The 23,546-nt window shown below is 60.8% G+C and carries 19 protein-coding genes; 8 read left to right on the top strand and 11 right to left on the bottom strand.

Going from position 1 to position 23,546, the window contains the following annotated elements; all coding sequences use genetic code 11:
- The first annotated feature begins 119 nt into the window (after window positions 1–119).
- Complete coding sequence (locus tag EN943_RS09175; protein ID WP_127412334.1) at window positions 120–1,010, top strand: YicC/YloC family endoribonuclease; 891 nt, start codon at window positions 120–122, stop codon at window positions 1,008–1,010.
- A gap of 3 nt (window positions 1,011–1,013) precedes the next feature.
- Entirely contained in the window at window positions 1,014–1,670 is a 657-nt protein-coding gene (gmk, locus tag EN943_RS09180; protein ID WP_013532512.1) for a guanylate kinase, read from the top strand.
- Between the two features lie 5 nt (window positions 1,671–1,675).
- On the opposite strand, the gene EN943_RS09185 is transcribed toward gmk, so the two are convergent.
- The 7 genes from EN943_RS09185 to lptF form a co-directional block, all read right to left on the bottom strand.
- Window positions 1,676–2,026: an ASCH domain-containing protein gene (locus EN943_RS09185; RefSeq protein WP_127412335.1), complete on the bottom strand. Its 351-nt coding sequence runs from the start codon at window positions 2,024–2,026 to the stop codon at window positions 1,676–1,678.
- A gap of 8 nt (window positions 2,027–2,034) precedes the next feature.
- A complete protein-coding gene (rsmA, locus tag EN943_RS09190) occupies window positions 2,035–2,874 on the bottom strand; it encodes a 16S rRNA (adenine(1518)-N(6)/adenine(1519)-N(6))-dimethyltransferase RsmA (protein WP_127412336.1) in 840 nt (279 codons plus the stop codon).
- Between the two features lie 10 nt (window positions 2,875–2,884).
- Window positions 2,885–3,913 carry a 4-hydroxythreonine-4-phosphate dehydrogenase PdxA gene (gene pdxA, locus EN943_RS09195; protein ID WP_127412337.1) on the bottom strand — a complete coding sequence of 343 codons (1,029 nt, stop codon included), beginning with the start codon at window positions 3,911–3,913 and terminating at the stop codon, window positions 2,885–2,887.
- 1 nt (window position 3,914) lies between these two features.
- Window positions 3,915–4,850, bottom strand: coding sequence for a peptidylprolyl isomerase (locus tag EN943_RS09200; RefSeq protein ID WP_164778127.1), 936 nt, complete (start codon window positions 4,848–4,850; stop codon window positions 3,915–3,917).
- A gap of 90 nt (window positions 4,851–4,940) precedes the next feature.
- A complete protein-coding gene (locus EN943_RS09205; RefSeq protein WP_164778128.1) occupies window positions 4,941–7,361 on the bottom strand; it encodes an LPS-assembly protein LptD in 2,421 nt (806 codons plus the stop codon).
- A complete protein-coding gene (gene lptG / locus EN943_RS09210; RefSeq protein ID WP_174299091.1) occupies window positions 7,361–8,446 on the bottom strand; it encodes an LPS export ABC transporter permease LptG in 1,086 nt (361 codons plus the stop codon). Before lptG ends, EN943_RS09205 begins: the two co-directional genes overlap by 1 nt.
- On the bottom strand, window positions 8,443–9,645 hold the full coding sequence (lptF, locus tag EN943_RS09215) for an LPS export ABC transporter permease LptF (RefSeq protein WP_127412340.1): 1,203 nt from the start codon (window positions 9,643–9,645) through the stop codon (window positions 8,443–8,445). The genes lptG and lptF overlap by 4 nt, the downstream gene beginning before the upstream one ends.
- Before the next feature lie 351 nt (window positions 9,646–9,996).
- Between lptF and EN943_RS09220 the strand changes: the two genes are divergently transcribed.
- On the top strand, window positions 9,997–11,517 hold the full coding sequence (locus EN943_RS09220) for a leucyl aminopeptidase (protein ID WP_127412361.1): 1,521 nt from the start codon (window positions 9,997–9,999) through the stop codon (window positions 11,515–11,517).
- A 28-nt stretch (window positions 11,518–11,545) separates the two neighbouring features.
- Window positions 11,546–11,995, top strand: coding sequence for a DNA polymerase III subunit chi (locus EN943_RS09225; RefSeq protein ID WP_127412341.1), 450 nt, complete (start codon window positions 11,546–11,548; stop codon window positions 11,993–11,995).
- Window positions 11,996–12,084: 89 nt separating this feature from the next.
- Here EN943_RS09225 and EN943_RS09230 read toward each other — a convergent pair whose 3' ends face one another.
- Both EN943_RS09230 and EN943_RS09235 read right to left on the bottom strand, forming a co-directional pair.
- Window positions 12,085–12,606: a DUF995 domain-containing protein gene (locus tag EN943_RS09230; RefSeq protein ID WP_127412342.1), complete on the bottom strand. Its 522-nt coding sequence runs from the start codon at window positions 12,604–12,606 to the stop codon at window positions 12,085–12,087.
- A 170-nt stretch (window positions 12,607–12,776) separates the two neighbouring features.
- On the bottom strand, window positions 12,777–13,700 hold the full coding sequence (locus EN943_RS09235; protein ID WP_127412343.1) for a glycoside hydrolase family 26 protein: 924 nt from the start codon (window positions 13,698–13,700) through the stop codon (window positions 12,777–12,779).
- A 634-nt stretch (window positions 13,701–14,334) separates the two neighbouring features.
- Between EN943_RS09235 and EN943_RS09240 the strand changes: the two genes are divergently transcribed.
- The 3 genes from EN943_RS09240 to EN943_RS09250 all read left to right on the top strand — a co-directional run bounded on the left by EN943_RS09240 (window position 14,335) and on the right by EN943_RS09250 (window position 19,729).
- A complete protein-coding gene (locus EN943_RS09240) occupies window positions 14,335–16,221 on the top strand; it encodes a cellulose synthase catalytic subunit (RefSeq protein WP_127412344.1) in 1,887 nt (628 codons plus the stop codon).
- Window positions 16,222–16,431: 210 nt separating this feature from the next.
- Window positions 16,432–18,873 (top strand): sulfatase-like hydrolase/transferase, encoded by a 2,442-nt coding sequence (locus EN943_RS09245; protein WP_127412345.1) that lies wholly within the window; start codon window positions 16,432–16,434, stop codon window positions 18,871–18,873.
- 445 nt (window positions 18,874–19,318) lie between these two features.
- Complete coding sequence (locus tag EN943_RS09250; RefSeq protein ID WP_127412346.1) at window positions 19,319–19,729, top strand: hypothetical protein; 411 nt, start codon at window positions 19,319–19,321, stop codon at window positions 19,727–19,729.
- A gap of 160 nt (window positions 19,730–19,889) precedes the next feature.
- Here the strand turns inward: EN943_RS09250 and EN943_RS09255 are convergent, their stop codons facing one another.
- A complete protein-coding gene (locus EN943_RS09255; protein ID WP_245475666.1) occupies window positions 19,890–20,891 on the bottom strand; it encodes a glycosyltransferase family 2 protein in 1,002 nt (333 codons plus the stop codon).
- A gap of 44 nt (window positions 20,892–20,935) precedes the next feature.
- Complete coding sequence (locus EN943_RS09260; RefSeq protein WP_245475664.1) at window positions 20,936–21,865, bottom strand: lysylphosphatidylglycerol synthase domain-containing protein; 930 nt, start codon at window positions 21,863–21,865, stop codon at window positions 20,936–20,938.
- Between the two features lie 520 nt (window positions 21,866–22,385).
- Between EN943_RS09260 and EN943_RS09265 the strand changes: the two genes are divergently transcribed.
- Window positions 22,386–22,889: a DUF995 domain-containing protein gene (locus EN943_RS09265; protein WP_127412348.1), complete on the top strand. Its 504-nt coding sequence runs from the start codon at window positions 22,386–22,388 to the stop codon at window positions 22,887–22,889.
- Window positions 22,890–23,546: the final 657 nt, after the last annotated feature.

Genomic DNA, 23,546 nt, shown 5'->3' on the forward strand with positions numbered 1-23,546 from the left:
CTTTGGAAGAGCGCCGCGCGCCGATTTCGACGCGCCTGCGGCGCAGTCTTTTTTCAAGCCGCACTTGCTCCTGTCCGGAAAGCCGGTTCAGGGCGATGTGCCAGGGACGTGTGGGCGATATGAATTTGCAGAGCATGACCGGTTTTGCGCGTGCCGTCGCCGAGCACGAAGGCACCTCGATCGCCTGGGAGGTCAAGTCCGTCAACGGCAAGAGCGTCGAAGTACGGCTGCGGCTGCCGCAAGGCTTCGAGCGGTTGGAACCTACTGTCCGGCAGATACTTCAGAAGCGTTTTGCACGCGGCAATTTTCAGGCGACGCTGACCATCGGCCGCGCCGTCGGCGCGCAGGCGCAGCCGGTCGTTAACGAAGCCTTCCTGAAGGACCTGGCTGGGCTCGCCAAACGGCTGCAGGAGCAATTCGGCGTTGCTGCGGCGACGTCAGATGGATTGCTTTCGCTGCGCGGCGTGCTCGACATTCCCGAAACTGTCGAAACCGATGAGGCGAGGGCCGCGCTCGATGCCGCGATCATGGCCGCGCTCGAAGTGGCCTTGAACGGGCTCGAACAGGCACGGCAGGGCGAAGGGGCTGCGCTGGCTTTGCTTCTGTCGGGTCATATCGACACAATCGAGGCGCTGACGCTGCGGGCAGAAGTGGATCCATCCCGCGAAACCGCGGTGATCCGCGAACGCATCGCCGAGCAGGTCAGGCTGCTGATGGACGCTTCCGCCAATCTGGATGCCACCCGACTGCACATGGAGGCGGCGTTCCTGGCCACGAAGGCCGATATTCGCGAAGAGATCGACCGGCTGAAAACGCATGTCGCATCCGGCCGGGCACTGCTGGTGGGCGGCGGCGCGGTCGGTCGCAAGCTCGATTTTCTGGCGCAGGAATTTAACCGCGAATCGAATACGCTGTGTTCCAAGTCGAATGCCGCCGCCATCACCTCGATCGGGCTGGACCTGAAGGCGGTGGTCGACCAGTTTCGTGAACAGATCCAGAATCTGGAGTAGCCGATGGTTGCCAAGGATTTGGGGTCCCGCATTCGCCGCCGGGGCCTGATGCTCGTCCTGTCGTCGCCATCCGGCGCCGGCAAGTCGACGATCGCGCGCAATCTTCTGGAAAGCGATTCCAGCCTCGAACTGTCGGTCTCGGTCACCACCAGGCCGCGCCGCGGAAGCGAGATCGAAGGCGTTCACTATCATTTCCGGACGATGCGCGAATTCGAGCGGCTTCGTGATTCCGACGCGCTGCTGGAGTGGGCCGAGGTGCATGGCAATTGCTATGCGACACCGCGCGAACCTGCCGAACTGGCCCTGTCTGAGGGACGCGACATGCTGTTCGACATCGACTGGCAAGGTGCCCAGCAGCTCAAGGAGAAGATGCGCGCCGACATCGTCTCGATCTTCATCCTGCCGCCGTCGATGAAGGAGTTGAAGGCACGGCTGAAGCGCCGCGCCGAAGACCAGGAAGCGGTGATCGAAACGCGGTTGAAAAACGCCCGCAACGAGATCGAGCACTGGAAGGAATATGATTTCGTCATCGTCAATGACGACCTCGACCGCGCCTTCGCCGAAGTGCGCGGCATCGTCGTCGCCGAGCGGCTAAGACGCGACCGTCGGCCAGGCCTGTTCGATTTCGTCTCGGGACTGCTGGACGAGAAGACGGGCTGAAGCCGCTACGGTGTGACAGCTGGGTAGTTGGATAGACGCATGCTATCGGCCGGCGTCAGATGTTCGACGATCTGCACGATGTCGGTCCATTCGATCTCAGGATAGTGCTCTCGCATCCCCGCCAGCATGACATCCTTTGGCCATTCGCTTTCCCGCCCGACAAAGGCGGCAGCTTCCGACAACGGCATCTCCGTACAGCGCGTGACCCACACGATGGCTGTCGACGTGGCTTCACCATCGCAGACATAGCGCATGTAACCGGGCACGATTGTCGTTTCGCGCCAGCGTATGGTGGACGTCTTTTGCCCCGCCACAACAAGTGGGAAAAGTCGAGGCACCACCCCAAGTTCCTGCATGTCGCTCCTCATACCGCGTTGGTCAGCCGCACGAATTCCTCGACGCTGAGCGTCTCGGCGCGGCGTGTTGGATCGATGCCGGCGCGTTCGAGCAGGGCCTCGCCGCCGAGGCTTTTCACGCTTTGCCGCAGCATCTTGCGACGTTGGCCGAAGGCGGCTTCGGTGACGCGGCCGAGTTTCTTCACCTCGGCGGGCAGGGGGACCAGGCGCGGCACCAGATGCACCACCGAGGACGTGACCTTTGGCGGCGGCGTGAATGCCTGTGGCGGTACGTCGAAGGCGATCCTCGCCTCTGTCCGCCAGCCGGCAAGAACCCCCAGCCGGCCATAGCTGTCGCTGCCGGCGGGAGCGACGATGCGCTCGGCCACCTCGCGCTGGAACATCAAGGTCATCGAGGTGTAGAAAGGCGGCCAGTCGCTGACCGTCAACCAGCGCACCAGCAGCTCCGTGCCGATGTTGTAGGGCAGGTTGGCCACGATCTTGACCGGGCCGCCATTGCCGGTCGCTCGACTGGCAAGGCCTGTGAAATCCGTCTTCAGCGCATCGCCGGAAACAACCTCCAGCCGGCCGGGATAGTGGTCGGACACTTCGGCAAGAGCAGCCAAGCAACGTTCGTCACGTTCTATGGCGATGACGTGACGCGCCCCGTTGGCAAGCAAGGCGCGGGTCAGCCCGCCGGGACCAGGGCCGACCTCGATGACTGTTGCATCGGACAAGTCGCCGGCGGTGCGGGCGATCTTGCCGGTGAGGTTGAGGTCGAGCAGGAAATTCTGGCCGAGCGCCTTCTTTGCCTGTAGCCCATGACGCTCGATCACCTCGCGCAGCGGCGGCAGCCCGTCGATGCTCATGCCCGAGATCTCATGCGGCAACTGCCTTCGTGTTCGTGTCGGCCAGCCGCCGGGCAAGCTTCAGCGCCGCCATCAAGCTGTCGGGCCGCGCCACGCCCTTGCCGGCGATGTCGAAGGCGGTGCCGTGGTCGGGTGAGGTGCGGATGAAGGGCAGGCCGAGCGTGACATTGACCGCCTCGTCGAAAGCCAGCGCCTTGGCCGGGATCAGCGCCTGGTCGTGATACATGCAAAGGGCCGCGTCGTAACCCGCCCGCGCCCGGATATGGAACAACGTGTCGGCCGGCAAAGGGCCGAAAGCGTCGATGCCTTCGGCACGCAGGATGTCGACCGCCGGGCGCACGATCCGCTCGTCCTCGAGGCCCATGGCGCCGCCTTCACCGGCGTGTGGATTGAGCCCGGCAATCGCCAGCCGTGGCCTGGCGATGCCGAAGCGGCCGGTAAGGTCGGCAGCGGTGATGCGCGCGGTGGCGACGATCAGTTCGGTGGTCAGTGCCTTCGGCACCTCGGCCAGCGCGATGTGGATGGTGACGGGAACGGTGCGCAGGTCGGGTCCTGCCAGCATCATCACCGGCATCGCCTCGACGCCGCTGTGCCGGGCCGCCAGATGCGCCAGATACTCGGTGTGGCCGGGGAAGCGAAAGCCGGCATCGTAGAGCGGCTTCTTGGCGATGGGGCAGGTGACCACGGCCGAGGCTTCGCCGGCAAGGCAATCGGCGACGGCGCGGTCGATTGCCTCGATGGTGGCGGCCGCATTGGCCGGATCCGGCCGACCGGGACTGTCGATGCAGCCGGTGGCCAGCGGAACGATCGGCAAGGCGCGCGCAAAGACCTGCGCCGCTTGTGCCGGTGTGGCTTCGACGATCGGCAGCGAGATGCCGAGCAGGCGCGCCCGGGAAGCGATCAGCGCGGGATCGGCGAGCAGGTAGAAGGGGGGCAGGGCGGCAGCTTCGCGCGCCATAAAGGCGGCGATGGCGATCTCCGGCCCAATGCCGGACGGATCGCCGGCGCTCAACGCGAGCGCAGTCACTGCGTTGCCCACGTCAACGTTTGACGATGCGGGCTTTCGCCTTCAGCTCGTCGACATATTTCTTGCTGAGCGCGTCGGCATCCTTGTCGCCGGAGCCTTCGGCCTGGAACGCCATCTGGGCAACCTTGTCGTCGGAGACTTCGCGCGACGAGCAGATGCCGATGAATTCGACGCCGCGTTCGGTTTCGCGCGTGACGGTGGCACCGCCGACTTTGGTAGCCTTGATCTGCTCGGCCCAGTCCGGCGGCAGTTGCGGCGCCAGCACCCGGCCCAGATCGCGAACGGTGACGTCAATCAGGCCCTTGGCGAATTCGCGCGTCGTGTTGCAGCCGTTGAAGCGGGCGCGCATGGCGTCGGCCTCGCGCTTGCGTTTGCCCAGCGTCGCGCTGCGTTCAGCCGCCGGCACCACGAAGATGACCTGCTGCAGCATGTATTCGGTGGCGCTCGGTTTGGCGCCGCCCTTTTCGAGCATCTTCCTCACGAGATCCTGTTCGCTGACGGCACCGGTGCCGTCGCCGGAACGGTAGCGCGCGCTCAAGGCCTGGTTCCAGGCCATCTGGGCGCGGATGAATTCCTTGAAGTGGCTCTTGGTGACGCCTGACTTCTCCATGACGCCGTCGAGCTGGCTGAGCTGCATCTTGTTGCTCGAGGCAAAGCGCTGATACGCAGCATCGACCTGCGCGTCGCCGATGCGGATACCAAGCCGCTTGGCCTCGGCCATACGCAGCGTCTGGTCGATCATTTCCTGGCCGGCATCGCCCTTCTTGCGCTGCAGCTTCAGGAAGGCGGCGCGATGGGCGATGTCGCCGGTGGTGACCGGAATGTCGTTGACGACGTATTTGATCTCGCTGGCGAACGCCGGCGGCGTCATTACGGTGACCGACACGGACGTCGCCGCCACGAGCAACGCGAAACCTGCTGAAAAGAGGTATTTCCTCATCGTTGGCATCCCAATTCTATCCCGGTCCCGCCCAATTTCATCTTTCCAGGTGCGCGAAACCCGTGCCAGCCCTATGCGGCGAAACGATGTCGCCGATTGTTACTGGATCGTGTCGATGGCACTGGTCGACGAGCCGAAATCGCCGAGGGTGCGGAACGACAGATTGAAGCCGATGGTCTGCGACACCTCCCTGGTGTTCAGATCGCGCGACTGCGAGTAGGTCATCAAATAAGTGAAGCAGGAATCGTTGTAGGCGAAACCGACGCCGTCCTTGACCAGCAGGCTTTGCTGCAGGTCGTAGGTTCCTGTGCCGAAGACGCGCCAGTTTTCGGCGAGATGCGTGGATGCACCAAGCGTGACCTCGTGGCGGTCGGTGGTGAAGCCGTACAGCGGCTGGGCCTGGATGAAGGCGTATTTGGCGCTCAGCGACACAGGCAGGCCGGAATAGGCGGCCTTCACCTCGGCGCGGCGGATCTCGAAGCTCTGTTCGTCGAAACGGCCGCTGACCGAGGCCGCGAAGCCGTTGGGGCTGTTGATGCCGAACAGGCCGACATAATCGGACTTGGCCGTGTCGAGGCCGGAGTTTGCGCCGACATTGACCAGATCCGGCGCAGCGAACGAGTTCTCGCCGCCAATCTGGTAGGATTGGCCGAAGATGGCATTGGTGCCCCAGCCATTGTTGTACGAGCCGGAATAGCGGAAGCCGACATTGGCGCGCGAACCGCCTTCGACGCGGTCGTAACCGGAGAACTTGTCGCGTTCGAACAAGGTGGTCGCATCAAAGACCATGCTTTGGGCGTCTTCGTTGGGCACTGAGAGGCCGCCGACATATTGCTCGTTCGGACGCATGAAGACCTGTGCCATCGGTTCGATGACATGGCTGGACCCGCTGGCCATGGAAAACAGCACCGGCCAACGCATCTCGAGGCCTGCGGTTGCCATGTAACGAGCAAATGACGAGCGCATATCGTCCTGCTCGCCCAAATTTGTCGCCATCTGGTTGACGGCGATTAGCGAAGCCGACGACGCGTTGAGATAGTCGACGTCGCCCTGCAGCGCGAGCAATGGTGTCAGCACCAGCCCGCCATCGGTGACGAAGCTCCGCTTCCACTCGGCCTCGGCGGTGAGACGGCCCGATTCGCCTTCGACACCAGGGACACGCTGTATGGGGGTGGAGAAAGTGTCATCGAGTTCGTCGCGGCGGATGACACGCGCGTTGACGTTGAGCGACAGCTGGCCGCCGGCCACCGACGCATCAGGAATATAGGCGTAGTCGAGCGACGGCAGCACCCAGGGCTGTTGTCCGCTTCGCGCAGAGGCGTTGTCGTCAGGCGTATCTTCCTGCACATCGAAATGCATGGCGCGCACGTCGAAATAGTTGCGGCCGTTGAGGCCCGTCAAGTAGACCGACGACTGGTGGACGCTGCTATTGTACTTGTCGATGCCGTAGGTGTTCGAGAAGTTCTTGTCGGTCTGCAGCAGCACGTCCCAGCCGAAGTTCCAGCGTGAGTTGATGGCGAACTGCCCCTGGGTACCCATCATGCCGCGGAATTTGTTGGGATCGCCGGCGCTGCCCGAATTGACGTTGTGGCCAGAGCTGGAGGGGAAGGCAGTGGTGTCGAGGAAGGCGTCGGGATTCTGCTGGTGTATCCCGGCGATCTTCAAGCTGTACTCGCCATTGTTGAAGCGCTGACGCCACTCGGCCTCACCGAGGAAACCCTGTCTGGTATAGCCGGTGCCGGTGACGGTCAGGTCGTAGGTCGGCGCCAATGCGAGATAATAGGGGACTTTCACGCCGACGCCGAGATCGCTCTTGTAGATGATGCTCGGGATCAGGAAGCCGCTCTTGCGCTTCACTGTCGGGTCGGCAATTTCGAATGCAGGCAGATAGGCAAGCGGAAAACCGAAGAACTCGAAATTCGCATTCTCGAAACGAACCGTCTTCTTCTCGCCGTTCCAGATGATCTTCTTGGCCTTGACGCGCCAGGTCGGCGCTTTGTCCGGCTTATCCTCGCACGGCTCGCAGGCGGTGTAGACGCCATTGTGGAAGGTGGTCAGCACGCCGCCCATGCGTTCGGCGCTTTCGGCGGCGAAATAGGCCTTGTCGATGGTCTCGACCCGCAACGCGTTGACGAAGCCGTCGGCGAAGTCATCGGTGATATCGATATGCTGCGAATTGATCTTGGTGCCGTCGCTGTTGATGACTTCGACGTTGCCGCTCGCAACCATCCGCTTGGTGTTGCGGTTGTACTCGACCCGCTGGGCGACAAGGCGATTGCCACCATAGTCGATTTGCACGCCACCGACGGCGGTCACCGTCTGGTTGTCGTTGTTGTAGACCAGCGTATCGGCGGCCAGCAGCATCTGCGAGCCGGCCGGAACCGAAGTCGCCATGTCGCCGACGTCCTGCGCAAGCGCCGGTGCCGGAACGGCGTAGGCAAGCACGCACGCCAAGGCGGTCGCCGCATAGAGGCGCGCCAAACCGGCCTGCCTGTTGCTGGGCAAAAACGCCTCCCTCACTAGCCGTCTTCCTTGTATAGCAGGAAAGTCACCCCGAAGAACATAGCCACCATGACCGGCACCCAGGCGGCTACGACAGTCGGCACGAATCCCGCCACGCCGAATGCCTTCACCAGCACCGAAACGACATAAAGCAGAAAGCCAGCGATGATGCCACCCAGAATCATCGTCGCCGACTGTCCCATCCTAGCAAATCGCATTGAAACCGTTGCCGCGATCAGCGTCATGGCGACGAGAAGGAACGGCAACGCCACGAGCGAATCAAACTGCATGGCAAAGGCATTTGCCTTGAGGCCGAAGGAGCGGGCAACCTCGATCTTTCCGGGCAGGTCGTAGAAGGGGATGGTTTCGGGGCGCGCCAGCCGCTCTTGCACGAATTCGGGCTTCAGATTGGTCGGTACGCGATCGGTTGCCGATGCCTGGATCGTGCCGTTCTGGAACGTCTTGACGTCCTGCAATTCCCAATAGCCGTCGCGCAGGAAGGCACGGGCGGCGTCCTTGCGCTCGACGATGTTGCCTTGCGGATCGAGAATGAAAAACACGACATCGGCCATTTCCAGGCCCTGGTTCAGGATGGCCCGCGCACCGATGATGGTGTCCCCCGAACTGGTTTTCTGCCGGATCCAGGGCGCGGCATCGGCCGAGACCGTATTCGATTTGCCGGAGCGCAGCTGGGTTTCGATCTGCTCGGACCAGGAGAATGCGTGCGCGGCGAGCGGATTGATGACGCCAACCGACAGGACGCCGAACAGCAAGGCTCCGATACAGCAGGGCAAGAGGAACTGCCAGGCGGAAACACCGGCGGAACGCGCGATGACCAGTTCGTAGCGCCGGTTCAGCGACACCAGCGTCGCCATCGCCGAGAAGAGACCGACGAACGGCACCGTCTGCAGCATGATCATCGGCATACGAAGGCCTGAAATGGCTACCGCCGTGCCGTAGGTGAAGCCGGGCAGGCCGGTGGTGCGGCCGGACAGCTCGGTGAAATCGATCAAAAACACCAGCGCCAGGAGGCCGATGAAGAACCAGATGGTGATCGTCACATAGCGGAAGAAGAAGTAGCGGCCCAGTGTCCAGCCCATCAGCCGACCCCTTGCCCTGATGCGCCGCGCCTGGACAAACGCAATTTGAAAGCATTCCAGCTGTCAGCGATGCGCGAGGCGAAGTTTGTCATCCAGTCCGCCCAGGTCACGGGCAGTTCCAGTGTCCGGTTGGAGACGATGAACCAGATCGCCACCGCGGAAGCCACGATCGGCACACCATAGACCATATACGCATATTGCGGGACCTCATCCGCCTTGCTGGCGGCAAAAAAGCCCAGCCAGCGCACGAACAGCGATATCGTGATCGCCGTGATCAGCGGATTGACGCGCGCCTCGCGGTGCGAGCGCGCATCCCCGGCGACCGCAAGCGCGATCAGCGCGAAAACCATGGAATAGGTCCATTCCGAGAACCGCTGGTTGACCTCGGCCCGGTATTCGTAGGGGTTCTGCTGATAATACTTGTCGTTGGCGCCCGGGTTGAGCAGGTACTGCGTCGTCTGGTCCTTGGGCAGGAGCGTCACCGCCGAAGCCGCCGCCATGAAGGCCGACATGTCGAAGGCATAGGAGGTGAAGCGGATGACGGAGAGATCGCCGGTCAGCGTTTTGCGATGGATGACGCCGTCATTCATCATCAGCACCTTTTCACCGCCGCGTTCGACGATGCTGCCGGTCTTGGCGTAGTAGACGAGGTTGACGCCCTCTTCGCGCGAATCGGCGACGAAAATGCCGCCCAGCCGATTGTTGGGAAGGCGCTCGCCGACCTGCAGGAACAAGCCGTCGTCAATCTTGCGGAAGGTGCCTTCCTGGATGATCAGCGACAACAGATCCGCGCGCGACGACGCCACCAGGGCCCGGTTCTTCTGCCGTGCGTAAGGGTCGATGCCGTTGTCTACGGCAAAGGAAAAAACGGCGGCGGCGAGCGCCAGCAACATGATCGGCCGCACGATCGTCCAGCGCGAGGCCCCCGCGGCGTTGACGACGGCGAGTTCGGAATCCGAATTCATGACACTGAGTGTCTGTGCGACCGCCACCACCAGCGCAAAAGGCACCACGATCGGGATGATGGACGGAAGGATGAGGGCGGCAACTTCGAAGAAGGTCAGCGCCGACTGGCCACTGTCGGTCACCAGATCGATCTTTGCCAGCACCTGCGTCGTCCATACGATCGCCAGCGTCCACACAAGAGCGGCCATGAAGACCACGAAAGCGCGGCGCATGATGTAGCGTTCAACGACCTTCATGAAGGCTTTTCTCGATTTTTTCGAACGGCATCATGCCACCGAACAAGGTAGCTGTCCGGCAGCGCCTGCACAACTGGCTCATCAGATGGTCTATCCGGGTTCTGTCCCACATCACGCCCCCCGGCTGGGCGGAGTGTCGGCGGGAATGGATAAGAAAGGGCGAACATCGATGGTTAACAACATGTTGCGGCAAAAAGCGGGGCCGTGCCGCGACGAATCGTCATCGATTCCATAGGTCATATGGGATGCCAATTCGGCAAAGTCTTGCCAAATGCCGGAAAACGACCAAATGTCGCGCATCGTTTCGAACCGCTTCCCCAAAAGTCGCGCATTCCCTGAAAGCAGGACATGATGAATCAAAGACCGTCGATCGCCTTCGCCAAATTTTCCGGGTCCCAGAGCGCGGTGAACGCGGTAAACAAGAAAGGCACGGTCTTCGTGCTCGCGGCGGATGAGGGCGGCCTGAGCGACGTCGCCAAGGCCGGCGATCCCGGCAAGACACTGGAGCGGGCCTTTCCCGTGGCTGAGTTCACGGGCAAGTTCGCCAGCACGGTGGAAGTTCTGGCGCCGCAGGGAGCGTCGCTCGACAGACTGGTGGCGATAGGCGCCGGCAAGGTATCGGGACTGGACGAATATGCGTGGTTGAAGCTTGGCGGCACCGTTGCCGCGTCGCTGCGCAAGGCGACCGAGGTCGCGGTAATCCTCGATGTGGTCGGCGCCTCGCCGAGCGCGAAGGACGCGGCAAGTCTTGCCGCGGGCATTCTCCTGCGCAGCTATTCCTTCGACAAGTACAAGACCAGGAAGGACAAGGACGACGGCAAGGCGGAGCCGAAGAAGCCGGTCAAGGTGACCATCCACACCGCCGATCCGGCCGCTGCGAAGAAGGCCTTCGCCGATGCCGAGGCGGTGCTCGACGGCGTCCTTCTGGCGCGCGACCTCGTCAACGAACCGGCAAACGTGCTTGGGCCGGTCGAGTTTGCGGCCCGCGCCAAGGAACTCGAGGCGCTAGGCGTCAAGGTCGAGATATTGGCTGAGAAGGAAATGAAGAAGCTCGGCATGGGCTCGCTGCTCGGTGTCGCACAAGGCTCGCCGCGCGGCGCCCGCATGGCGATCATGCAGTGGAACGGCGGCAAGCCGAAGGACAGCCCGATCGCCTTCGTCGGCAAGGGCGTCACTTTCGACACTGGCGGCAATTCCATAAAGCCGGCCTCGGGCATGGAGGATATGAAGGGCGACATGGGCGGCGCCGCCGCCGTTACCGGCCTGATGCATGCGCTGGCGGCCCGCAAGGCGAAAGCCAATGTCGTCGGTATCATCGGACTGGTCGAAAATGCCGTCGACGGTCATGCCCAGCGTCCCGGGGATATCGTCACTTCGATGTCGGGCCAGACCATCGAGGTGCTCAATACCGACGCCGAGGGCCGCCTCGTGCTGGCCGATGCGTTGTGGTACTGCAACGACCGCTTCCAGCCGAAATTCATGGTCAATCTGGCGACGCTGACCGGCGCCATCATGGTGGCGCTCGGCCAACATTATGCCGGCCTGTTTTCCAACAATGACGAACTGGCCGAAAAGTTGGCGGCGGCGGGGCAGGCGACGCAGGAGCGGCTGTGGCGCATGCCGCTCGGCGCCGAATACGACAAGCTGATCGATTCCAAGAACGCCGACATGAAGAACATCGGCGGCCGTTTTGGCGGCGCCACCATCGCGGCGCAGTTTCTGCAGCGCTTCGTCAAGGACACGCCCTGGGCTCATCTCGACATTGCCGGCACGGCGATGGGGGCGCCGTCGAACGAGATCAACCAGTCCTGGGGTTCCGGTTTCGGCGTCAGGCTGCTCGACCGGCTGGTGCGCGACAATTATGAGCAGTGAAGGGGTTCAATCACTATAGGCTTAAGCGATGGCCGACGTCCTGTTCTACCACCTGACCGAATCGACGCTGGAAGATGCGCTGCCAGGCCTCCTGGAGCGCAGCATCGACCGTGGCTGGCGCGCCGTGGTGCAGACAGGCACCGAGGAACGCCGCGATGCGCTCGACCAGCATCTTTGGACTTTCCGCGACGATTCGTTCCTGGCGCACGCAACCGACCGTGAGGCTCATCCCGGCGAACAGCCGATACTGTTGACCACCGGCGACAGCAATCCCAACGACGCCAAGATAAGGTTCCTGGTCGACGGCGCGGTGCCGCCTGACCTGGGCGGCTACGAGCGCGCGGTGTTCCTGTTCGATGGCCACGATGCCGCCCAGCTCGAGGCGGCGCGAGGGCACTGGAAGGTGATGAAGAGCGCTGGCCACGCCGTCACCTACTGGCAACAGACGCCAGATCGCCGCTGGGAGCGCAAGGCTTAAGGCAGGTCGCCTGAACGAGACTGAGGCAGGTCGCCTGACCGTTCAGTCGACCCGCTTTTGGACCAGTGACCTGTCGCAGATGAAAGTCTCTACAGCTTTGCCTTGATCCGGCTCTGTTTGCGGCTGACGTAGTCGCCGTGTTTCAATTTCATGAACGCGTCCGCAAGGTTGCGGTGCGAACTCCTGAAGACGTACCATTCGCCATCCGGAACCCGGCGCTGGTAGAGAATCCTGCCTGCCTGGCGATGTTCGAAACAGGAAAGAGCGCTGGAGTCGCCGCCGGCTCCGTGCCATTTTGCGCGGAAGCACAGCTTGCCTCCTCCGGGAATGAACCAGATGCCGTCACCGTAGCCCAGCTTGCGCGCCTTGTCCGAGGTCCAGGCACTGAACTGACGGCGCTGGACGGCAAAGTATCCAGCACCCTCCCGACCCCAAAGCCACGAGCGGTTCTGGTACATCTGGTAGATGCCTTCGTCCGGCACCACCTCTGCCCGCATGGCCTGTTCGGCGATTTTCGTCGCCGTCTTGGCCGTTGCGGGAAGCTGGAAAGCAAACAGACCAATGGAACAGGCAAGTGCCGTTCCGATACAATTGCCCAGTACTCGTTTCACAACCCCTACCCCTACTGTTACGCCACGCCCAGTTTATGAGAACGCTTGGAACCGGATGATTTCAGGTATCCTGAAATCTGAATCCGCCACTCAAAGAGATGGAGAATGATGCCTGGACAAACGGTGTCCCGTTTGCCCGAAAATTGCTTCCCACTTTTCAGCATCATGCTCTAGGGCAAGACATGCTGGGTCACCCTCCAGTCGGGCAGACCATAGCCACCCAGCCACGGCCACACTTCCTTCTGGTTGAAGTAGACGACCGAAGTCAGCGCTGGAAACTCCGCATAGGATTTGCGTGAGTCGTCCTGCCATTTCGAGACATAGTCCTGCTTTCCGACATAGCCGAGTTCCGCAACGACGATCGGCTTGTTGAACACGGCAACGCGGTCATAGCCGGGCTTCAGCAGCTCAGCGAAGGTGCGGTCACGACCGGTCTCGTCATCATCTTTTTTCTGCAGACCGAACACCGACAGGCCGATGACGTCGACATAATCGTCTCCGGGGTAGTATTTTTCCAGACCCTCTTCGCCTTTGGGTGACCACATGTATTTGGCGGCGGGGGCAGCCTTGCGGCAGATGTCGACTTCGCGCTTGTAAGCGGAGATCCAGTCCTTGGGGGCCCAGTTGGCCCAGGTGAAGCGGCCGTTCTTGTCTTCCATTTCCTGCGCCCAGCGAATGGTCACCGGGCTCTTCATCTGTCCCACCAGGTCGCAGATCGCCTGCATGTTGGCGTCATATTTGCCGCTCAAAATGCGGTCACGCAATTCGGGCGGGGTGATGCGCCAGTCCTTGGACCACGTCCACGGCTCAACCGTGATCAGAAGCGAGCGGCCGCGCTGCAGCGCATAAGCGTCGGCAAGCGGCAGTGTCGACAGATCGACGTCTTCCCAGGGCAGGAACAGCTCTTCGATGCTGGCGCTCTTGTCGGCGCTGAAGTCCCCGTAGGGATCATATGAACCGAACGCCGACGCAGCACTGCTCGTCTGAACAGGGTCGGTCGCTGTTACGGAGCCGGCCCCTCCTGCAGTAGGGAAGGCGGCGCTCCCGCCCAATACCAGCGCGATTGCAAGTGTCTTTGCTGCGGAGTGTGTCATCATAGATTCTCCCATGGCCTCGACTTCTCGCGGAAGTTAAGGCTTCGCCCGTGCGCATCGATGCTTGATCGACACGACTACCCAAAAGGCCATCGGCTCTATTGGCGGAATCTGCGGGATTTCGGAGCGATCATTGGCGATTGTACGGACCTTCGTACGAAACCCCAAAGATTAACTCTCAAGGCGCCAACACAGAGGTGCCGTAGAGAGGAGTTCGCCGCGATACTCACAAATTCGCGTCTATATCCCGATATATCATCCCTAGCTAATTTAAGAGCCGGTCCGAGCCAAGAGTCAAGTATAATTAATGATTGCTTAACCCTGATGCACGCAACATGGTTAACGCCGCTCGAGCCGGTTCCCATCCGGACAGCTTTTTGGTCCCCTCGGCGAATTCTCCAACGCTGAAAATTTGCCGGCTCGCTATCCCCTCGCTATCCCCGGACTGGTCGGCGGAAGGATCGACGGAATTTGCCATCGCGATTCAAGGTCTTAGGTTAACCAATTCGCAAGAACTATAGTTAACCAACACTTAATTTAGTTGACTCTAAAGCACCCAGGTGGATTCTAAGGGCGGGTTTTCAAGGCTCGTCAGCCGTCGTTCGGCTGACGCTCGGGTGGCGGCGGTACGGGTATGAGTGTTTCCGCGGACGTGGGGATCATCAGCGGCAAGACCATGCCGAAACGAGGGCGTGGGGCGGCTGCGGGCAATGCGGCGGAGAAGCCTCCTTTCCTGGTGCCGGTGCTGTCGGCCACCCAGCAGTGGATCTGGAGGCTGGGACTTGCCTGCTGGTCGGTAACGTTCGGATTTTTCTGGTTCTGGTGGCTGCAGCCCGGGCATATCGAGCACGTCATTCCATACATGCTGGCGACACTGACGCTCGTATGGCTGACGTTCATGCCGATGTATTTTCTCTTGAACGTGCATGCGATGAAAAAGCCGTCCAGGCTTCACACGATCCCGAAGCATTCGCGTGTCGCGATGGTGGTGACCAAGGCTCCGTCAGAGCCGTTTTCCGTGGTTGCGCGAACCCTCGAAGCGATGCTGGCGCAGGACTGTCCGCATGATACCTGGCTGGCCGACGAGGACCCGTCCGAGGAAACGATTGCCTGGTGCGATGCCCACAACGTCATGATTTCGACGCGGCGCGGGCGGGAAGATTATCACCGCCAGGTGTGGCCCCGCCGGACACGCTGCAAAGAGGGAAATCTAGCGTTCTTCTACGACCACTATGGTTATGAGCGCTACCACTTCGTCGCTCAGATGGATGCGGACCACGTCCCGACCCCAACCTATCTCAGGGAAATCCTGCTGGCCTTTGCCGACCCGGCGGTTGGCTATGTATCGGCGCCGAGCATATGCGACAACAATGCCGCTGAAAGCTGGTCGGCACGCGGCCGGCTGTTCCCGGAAGGGATGTTCCACGGACCCTTGCAGTCCGGCCATACGGGCGACGGAACGCCACTCTGCATCGGCTCGCACTATGCCGTGAGAACCGCAGCGCTCAAGCAGGTCGGCGGCCTTGGCCCGGAACTGGCCGAAGATCACTCGACGTCCATGCTGTTCATTGCGGCTGGTTGGCGTGGTGTGCATGCCATAGACGCCATTGCCCATGGCGACGGCCCGCAAACCTTTGCCGATCTTGTCACGCAGGAGTTCCAGTGGTCGCGGAGCCTGATGACGATCATGCTCGAATACTCGCCCGTATATCTTTCCAAGCTATCGCCACGGCTGAAATTCCAGTTCCTGTTTCGCCAGCTCTGGTATCCGCTGTTCGCCGTTTTTTCGCTTGTCATGTACGTCATGCCTATGTACGCGCTTCTGACGGGGAAGAGCTTTGCCAATGTGACGTATGTCGATTTCCTTTTATACTATGCGCCGAACTCTATTTCCCTGATTATGCTGGTGATGTTGCTGAAGGCCTTCGGCCTGTCGCGCCCGCTCACCGCCAAGACGATCAGTTGGGAGGGAATGTTGTTCTCATTCTTCGCGCGTTGGCCGTGGGTGCTGGCGGGCACGCTGTCGTCGATCCGTGATTATGTGACCAAGTCGTTCGTGGATTTTCGCGTTACCCCCAAGGGCAGTGGCCCGAAAAATCTGCTGCCTGCCCGCGTCATCGTTCCGTATGTGACACTTGCAATCGGAGCTTCGCTGCCGGTCCTTCTGGTGGACCGCGCGTCGGATGCCACCGGCTTCTACTGGTTCGCTGCCTTCAATGCGTTCGTCTACGGGCTGCTTGTGGTCGTAATCATCACCAGGCACCTGTCGGAGAACAGAATTTCGTTGCGGCGCAACGTCGCGAAACTCGCCTTGCAGGCCTCGCTCGCGGGCGTTGCGCTCTTCGTCCCGGGCGCTGCGTTTTATGACCGCGGCCTGGAAGGCATATACGGGCTCCAGCAGGGAGCAGGCAGTGTGCGCATCGTCAGCGTGGCCTACCCGGTTTCCGGAGCCGGGCGTGGCGGGAGCGGAACCCGCACATTCCATCTTGACCCCGCCTGGGATCGGGCAAGCGTCAGATAGTCTGGAAGAGCCTGGCGGCCCGCCAACTCAGGGATTGCCATGACAACTTCTCGACCGCAGGGGTGGAAGCGGTGGCTAATTCGAGATCGGCCGGTTCGCCGGGCGAGTGAACCTGGCATTCGGAAAAATGGCATCGGCTTTCAGATTGCAACGTAGCATCACGCCCTTTGCTCTTTCGGTTGTCCTCGCGGTTATGCACGGAACGGTCAGATGGAATTGAAGACACAGCCCGGTTCACAAAGTTCCAAGCGCTTCCTGCGCGCAGGCCTGCTGATCGCTTGCACCGGGTTTTTCTCCTGGGTGCTTCTGGGTGTCTACCGAGGCTTCATCATCGATCCCCAATCGACGCTCCAGGGTCGCTTGGCCTCCGTCCCCAGCGGAATAGTGTCAAGCTACCACGATCTTATTTTCATTTCGTCGCTGACGGCAGCAGCCCTGCTCCTGCTTTTCCTGGCAAAGGCCAACCGCCTCTTCGGCGTCGTCGTGGTCATCACTTTCTATCTCGCCATCCTGATTTCGCTATGTTGGGGGTTTGCCAACATCAATCTCGTCAAAATGCTGAGCGAGCCGTTCACTTTCCAGTGGTTGGTCTATGGCGACTTCCTGCAGAATGCCGACGCCAAGAACGCCATAGGTGACGCGCTCAACCCAAGGGATTTCGCATTCTCGTCGTTGTCCATAGTTCTGGCGCTGCTCTTGGGCTACGCGACGGCAGGGCTGTGTCTGCGGCTGGCGGGAACTGCTCGAGCGGTATTGCTGGGGGCGCTTGTCCTTTGCGTCGGTGCTGGACTGGTTGGCACCGGATACCATGTTCGGGCGGCGGCCCTGCCAGAGGCAAAGGTTGCGAACCCTATCGTGTACTTTGTCGAATCGGCCCTGTTCAGTCCGACCCCCCTCGTTTTCGCCGCGAATGTCGGGGTGGACGTTGACGTCGCCAGCGTTGGGGAACGTCCGGCGGAGACGTCCAGCTTCAAGGTGCAATCACCAAATCCGATAAAGAACGTGCTGGTTTTCATGATGGAATCGGTGCCATCCCGATACGTCGAGACGTTTGGTGGAAAGTATCCTGTTACACCAAACATAAAGAATTACTCAAATGACTCGATACGCTTCGACAATATATATGCGCATACTCCCTCTACAAACTATTCGATATTTTCGCTGTTCAGCTCGATGTACAATGACATATCCTACTATGGGATGACCGCGAGCCATCCGGATCTGCCGCTGAGTTCAATCTCCAACACTCTGACCGCAAGCGGCTTTCGCACCGGATTTTTCTGGAGTGCGGATTCACGGTTCCAGCGCGTTGATGAGTTTCTGCTCAACAAGGGGCTTGATGTCATTCAGGACTACCGCGGGCAGAAATGCGATATTCCCACATTCAAGCTCAGCTCCAAGGAATGGAAGAATTTCGACTACAACAGCGATCTCTGTACGGCTCAGTCTGTAATCAACTGGGTGAATGAGGATGCCGAAAATCCCTTCTTCGCGGTGATGTTTACGGCGATGACCCACTACCCCTATCTCATCGACAGCCCGCTGTTTACGGCGATGAAAGAGACCCCCCACCTCTCTGATGGCTCGAAAGTTCACTATTCAGATGACGAGAAGTTCAACGCCTATCTCAACGCGCTGAAGGTCGGTGACCAGGCGCTGGGACAGATCCTCGATTCACTCAAGCAGTCCGGCAAACTCGATTCGACGCTTGTGGTCATACTCGGCGACCACGGCGAAGCGTTTGGAGAGCATGGGAACTACGTCCATGCCAGTGCTCTCTACGAAGAAAATATCCATATCCCGCTTATCATGATCAACAAGCAGCTTTTTCATGATGCCGTCGCACATTCTATCGGTGGCATTATCGACATAGCCCCGACCATCCTCGATATACTCGGCCTTCCGCTTCCAAAATCCTGGCAGGGTCACAGCTTGTTCAGCGAGCAGCGGCCGAACAAGACATTCTTCTTCATTCCCTGGAGCGGTTTCCAATTCGGCTACCGAGAAGATGATCGAAAGGTCATCTTCAACGCGACCACCGGCAGCATCGAGGCGTATGACCTCAAGACGGATCCTACGGAAAAGGTCAACCTCATCAAGGCCGGCACCGGCGATCGCACCGCCATCCTGCAGCCGATCGCCGGATGGGTACAGTCGCAGAAGCGCCGCGTTGCCAATATGGTCGCTGTTGCGGCGAAAGACGCGGCGCGTTGCAGCATTGCCAGCCTCGAGATCGACGCGGCCGGCACCAGCTTCGAAGGTTCCCCACGGCTCGACGTGCTTGTCGACGGAAAGCCGGTTGGACAGGCGGACGTCCTGGGGACGGAAAGCACGGCGATCACAGCAGAATCGATCGTCGCGGAGTTGAAGGCAGCGTCCGCTCATACCGTACCATTTCGCTTCAATCTAAGCGGCGTGCCCAATCCGCGGAAAATCGAACTCCGCTATGCCAACGACCTCTGGGCGGGACAGGGCAAGGCTGGCGATCGCAACCTGTTCGTCAAGAATATCAAGATAGACGGCCGAGTGGTGCCGAAGAGCAAGCTGCATGTCGACAACAAGACTGTAGGGTTCATCGATGACAGCGGGACCAGCATGTTCAACAGCGGCTCGCTGTGGGTCAGCGGTCCATTTGTCGAGGGGTGCATATAGCGGCATCGGCACCCTGAAGCGGGCCGCCGCATCCAGCCACTTCCGGCGATAAGGATCGCTAGCCCTTTTTGTCGGCTGGAGAGAGCCTGGGGCAGTCGGCCCTGCCGGCGCCGGTTGCGGCGCTGAGCGTTTTATACGTCGCAACATCCCTGACAGCCGGAGCACCGGCTTCTGTTTGCCGCAGGCGCGAGTGGGTCGCGTATGCCGATGTGCCGTTTGGCAAGGCTCCGTCTGCCAGCCGATCCGACAACCGAATTTCCTTCAAATTCGAGCGAAGAGTGAAAGGCTGCGTTCATTATGACGTTTGCACGAATTTTAATAAGTCTCTTCTAATATGACGGGACGATGTGAATGGAAAACGGCCACCCACGAGCGATTAGAAGCGACGGATTCGAAGTATATCTTTGCTTTCAATCACGTTACATTACAGGGCAGGGAGCAGACGATGAGAAAGTTTATGGACAATCTGACCGGCAGAAAATATGCCTATGCTGTTGCTGCAATCGCATTGGCCTCGATGGTGTCAGGCTGCCAGACGATGGACACGACCAAGACCAGCTCAATCAACGGACGGATCGTTGATCAAGGTTTTGGCAAGAAGGTCCAGCACGTCAGGAAGCTCGATCGCGCCGGAAAGAAGGTTCTTTACCGCAGGCCGCTCACACAGACGACCATGGTAACGCGTACCAGGCAGGAGGCCTATGCAGCCTTCGTGCGGCCGCAGCGGGTCGGCAGGCCGGCAACGGTGAAGGTCTCCTACAGCCCGGGCAATGGCGGCCCGTTCCTGGGTCATTCGCCCTGGATTTGCGGTCCGAGCGGCTTTGGCCAGCGCGCCAGCTGCCGTTCGCGTTACTAGACTGGAACATCGGACCTGAAGTGGCGGCCGATTTGACCGCCGCCTGGTCTTCGCCGGGGGCGCCGTCGAGGGCGAGAGGTTTGGCGCGTTGCGCCTTGCCTCTTGCCCTCCGGGCGCCATCGGTCTGTTGGGCGGGAACCTTCAGGAAGTCCCGATCAGCTCATGATGGCCGGCTCAGGCGGAGCCAGCCGTCATTGTCACTGGGCGCCGGCTGTGGCCGCGCGACATAGGCCGATGCTCCATTCGCTTCGTGATAGACCCGTGCCAACATTTCAGCCAGCACGCCCGACGTCACCATCTGCACCCCGGCGATGAGCAGGAAGAAGCCGGTGAACAGCATCGGGCGTGTTCCGATGTCCTCGGCGAAAAGCAGCTTCAGGCAAAGCAGGTAGGCAAGGATCAGCGAACCCAGCGCGCCAAGCACGATGCCGATGCCGCCGAAGAAGTGCCCGGGCCGTGTGCGATAGCGCATGAAGAAATACATGAACACCAGATCGAGCACGACCCTGAAGGTACGCGAAATGCCGTATTTGGACTGGCCGTGGATGCGGGCATGGTGCGTCACCACTTCCTGCGCGATGCGTCTGGGGGTCGTCACCGTGGCCAGCCATGCCGGGATGAAGCGGTGCATCTCGCCATAGAGCTTGACGCTGCGGATCACGTTGCCGCGATAGACCTTGAGGCTGCAGCCATAGTCCTTGAGGCGCACCCCGGTGACCCGCGCGATCAGCGCGTTGGCAATGCGCGAGGGGAGCCTGCGCATGAAAAATCCTTCCTGGCGATCCTTGCGCCAGCCCACCACCAGGTCGAGATCCTCGCTCAGCAGGCGGTAGACCATACGCGGAATGTCGTAGGGATCATTTTGCAGGTCGCCGTCGATGGTGGCGATGACGTCGCCGCGCGCTGCGTCGATGCCAGCCTGCATCGCGGCGGTTTGCTTGTAGTTGCGCACCAGCTCGACCGCATGCACATGCGGGCCGTAATGCGCCGCCAGGCGCCTGATCTCGCTCACCGTCGCGTCGGTACTGCCGTCATCGACCAGCACGACCTCCCACGGCTGGCCGTAGCGTTCCATCGCCTGATGAATCCGTGCCAGCAGCGGTTCGACGTTTTCAGCCTCGTTGTACATGGGCACGACGATGGACAGTGTATGCTCCGGCATCACCGTGCCGTCAGGCAGTCCCGAAGCAGGGATGGGCAATATGCTCATAGGGATGGTTTCCTTGCAGGGCCGACGGCCGGGTTCCCCGGCAGTGTCGATTTCGAGGGAAACAGCCAGGCGATCGCACCCGTGGCGATTGCCGAGCAGAAGATGAACAGATGCAGTGCCAGCGCCGCCTGAAGGCCGCTCTTCATGGCAATGCCGGAGGTGAGCAGCGCCGCCGCTGCACCCGCCTCGTAGGTGCCGAAGCCGGCGACGCCTTGCACCGGCAGTATGGCGGCGCCTTCGGCCCCGACGACGCCTGGAAAGGCGGTCGAAAAGGATGTTCCCAGCAGCATCGCCAGCAACCATCCCTGTACAGTGAGCTTCAGCGACCAATTGGCGATCGTCCACCACCAGCCATAGCGCGATCGGCCGGTCGCTTCGGTGAAGACATCGCGCAGCCTGCCGAGTTTCGCCACGATCTTGCCGCGGCCTGCCCAGTCATGCGGCGCACGCGCCCAGCGCGGCAGATACCAGGCGGCGGCGATCAAGGCGGTCACGCCAGCGACCCTTATCGACGGATGCAGGCCCGGCCACACCGCCAGGGCCAGCACGCCGACGACGAAGGCATCCTGCAGCCTGAACCACAGCAGCGAGGCGCTGGCGCGCATGATCGGTATGCCGAAGACCTGGCGCAGGAGCAAGGGAAAGGCCGTCTCGCCGCCGCGGAAGGGTACGACGTTGATCATTGCATTGTGGATCAGAATGATCCGCAGGCAGGCACCGAAACGGCCATGCACCTCGTCGCGGAACTCGTCGCAGACGCGCAGTGCGCGCAGCACGTAGGTGACGAACAGCGCAAGCGCCACGGCCGCGAAAGCGCCGGGCGTGATGCTCGCGAAAGCATCGCCAACCATCTTCCAGCGCGAGTCGCTGACGACCCACGCCAGCAGGGCCAGGCTCACGATTATTGAGGCAGCGCGTTTCAACAATTCAACAATTCCTGCGCAGGCTTGCGCTATCGGATTCCGTCGGCCGCGGCGTGCTGTATCTCAAAATCCACGGCATTGGTAGCGGCCCAAGCCTTCCGATCGACCGCATTGGCTGGCATGCGAGCGCGCATCCGTGCAACTTCAGGCGGCCGCTGAACCTCCGGCTTTGGCCTGCTTTCCAACCCGCGACAACGGCCTCGGTTTCATCGATGGCTGCTGATTTATAGGTCGGCCGGCTGTCCGGATCCACAGGCCCGATGCGCAATCGCGGTGTTGCCGTCTTGATGGACAATGCGCTGTCGCGAATAGTTGTTGCCCGCATGCTTTGCGGCGGTTGACACCGCCGTTCTCACGACTGTTAAATGGTTCGCGTGGCCGTCAAAGTGCTGACGCAGCCGCCTTGGACTAAATAAACATGCGAGTGCCAACTATGCCGACAGCTTTGATCAGATCGCTGCCGCTTGATGTCGGCCGTCGGCATCGCAAGGGGCCTCGTCCATGTGCAAGTTTCAAGCAACTTGTGCTGCTCCTGGCTCTCTGCGGCCAGGTGGCTGTTTCGGGAACGGCGCAAGCGGCCGCCGCCAAAGACAAAAACACCGCGGAAGCCGGTACCGCCGCTGTTCCGACTGCTTACGAACTACAGCTTCTGTATGCCGGCCGCACATGGATATGGAAGGACGGAGCAGCTTATTTCGCGCGGGACGATCGACACCTCAGGGCCTGGACGTCCGGGCAGGACACGGCAACCGTCGCGGAGGGCAGATGGCTGGTGACCAAGGACGGCAAGATGTGCATGGAGCTCGCCTGGCGATCGAAGAGCTACACCGGCGAGCCGCACCGCACCTGCTACAGCCATCGCATTCAGGGCCGGAACATCGAGCAGCGCAAGGATCCGGACGGGGAATGGTACGGTTTCAAGCGATCTCCCGAGGATCCTTCCGACGAATACAAGAAATTCGAAGCAGGCGACACCAAGGGCGCGCAGTTCGAAGAGACCCGCAAGCTGGTCGATGCCAAGAAGTAGGTCATGCTTCCAGCCGCGCTGAGATAGTGGCCTGGCTGTTCTTGCCGTGCGCCTGTCGCGGAACCCGCGAATCGCTTATGGTGAAGCCTTAAGCGGCTCGGCAGGCGCGGTCGGCGCGCCGATCACATCTGGTCGCATTCAGCATCTAGTCGCATTCAATTGCATCAGCCAGACGACAAGACGATGGCCTGCCATACGATTTTGATGAAATTTAATAATTAGTGATATCTAATATAACGTATGATGTGCGAGTGGTCACTCATGCGGCGTGAAAGCGGCCCAAGTATAGTATGTCGCAACGCGCCCTTGGCTTATACTTGATAGCAGGGGACAGAGGATGAGAAATTCCGCGAGCGTATTTCGCTCAAGCAAAAATGTCGTATCTATTGCCGCGGCCGTGGCGCTGAGCTCTATGGTTGCAGGTTGTCAAGGTATGGACGCAACTGAAACCGGTTCGGTCCTTATCAGGCCCATGGTCCACCCGGTCCGCAGTCAGCCCGCGGTCCAGCCCGTGCAGGCCAGATTTCTCGTTCGCTCACTCCGGGCCGATCTTCCGATCCAGATGACAAGCACAATAGGGACTGAAAGTGGCTACGCCTTTGCACCGCCGCAACGGATCAAGGCCAGCACGCCGGCGCCGGTGAAAATCTCGTTCAA

This window comes from Mesorhizobium sp. M7A.F.Ca.US.006.01.1.1, assembly GCF_003997935.1.
In the GTDB taxonomy this organism is placed as follows: Bacteria; Pseudomonadota; Alphaproteobacteria; order Rhizobiales; family Rhizobiaceae; genus Mesorhizobium.

What these genes read in the sequence shown, in the direction of transcription:
- rsmA (WP_127412336.1), bottom strand. Translation starts at nt 2,874, where the DNA reads ATGAGCATCGACGGGCTGCCGCCGCTGCGCGAGGTGATCGAGCGTCAT.
- EN943_RS09200 (WP_164778127.1), bottom strand. Translation starts at nt 4,850, where the DNA reads ATGCCAACGATGAGGAAATACCTCTTTTCAGCAGGTTTCGCGTTGCTC.
- EN943_RS09245 (WP_127412345.1), top strand. Translation starts at nt 16,432, where the DNA reads ATGGAATTGAAGACACAGCCCGGTTCACAAAGTTCCAAGCGCTTCCTG.
- EN943_RS09175 (WP_127412334.1), top strand. Translation starts at nt 120, where the DNA reads ATGAATTTGCAGAGCATGACCGGTTTTGCGCGTGCCGTCGCCGAGCAC.
- EN943_RS09235 (WP_127412343.1), bottom strand. Translation starts at nt 13,700, where the DNA reads ATGACACACTCCGCAGCAAAGACACTTGCAATCGCGCTGGTATTGGGC.
- EN943_RS09225 (WP_127412341.1), top strand. Translation starts at nt 11,546, where the DNA reads ATGGCCGACGTCCTGTTCTACCACCTGACCGAATCGACGCTGGAAGAT.
- EN943_RS09250 (WP_127412346.1), top strand. Translation starts at nt 19,319, where the DNA reads ATGAGAAAGTTTATGGACAATCTGACCGGCAGAAAATATGCCTATGCT.
- lptF (WP_127412340.1), bottom strand. Translation starts at nt 9,645, where the DNA reads ATGAAGGTCGTTGAACGCTACATCATGCGCCGCGCTTTCGTGGTCTTC.
- EN943_RS09255 (WP_245475666.1), bottom strand. Translation starts at nt 20,891, where the DNA reads ATGCCGGAGCATACACTGTCCATCGTCGTGCCCATGTACAACGAGGCT.
- gmk (WP_013532512.1), top strand. Translation starts at nt 1,014, where the DNA reads ATGGTTGCCAAGGATTTGGGGTCCCGCATTCGCCGCCGGGGCCTGATG.
- EN943_RS09240 (WP_127412344.1), top strand. Translation starts at nt 14,335, where the DNA reads ATGAGTGTTTCCGCGGACGTGGGGATCATCAGCGGCAAGACCATGCCG.
- EN943_RS09220 (WP_127412361.1), top strand. Translation starts at nt 9,997, where the DNA reads ATGAATCAAAGACCGTCGATCGCCTTCGCCAAATTTTCCGGGTCCCAG.
- EN943_RS09185 (WP_127412335.1), bottom strand. Translation starts at nt 2,026, where the DNA reads ATGCAGGAACTTGGGGTGGTGCCTCGACTTTTCCCACTTGTTGTGGCG.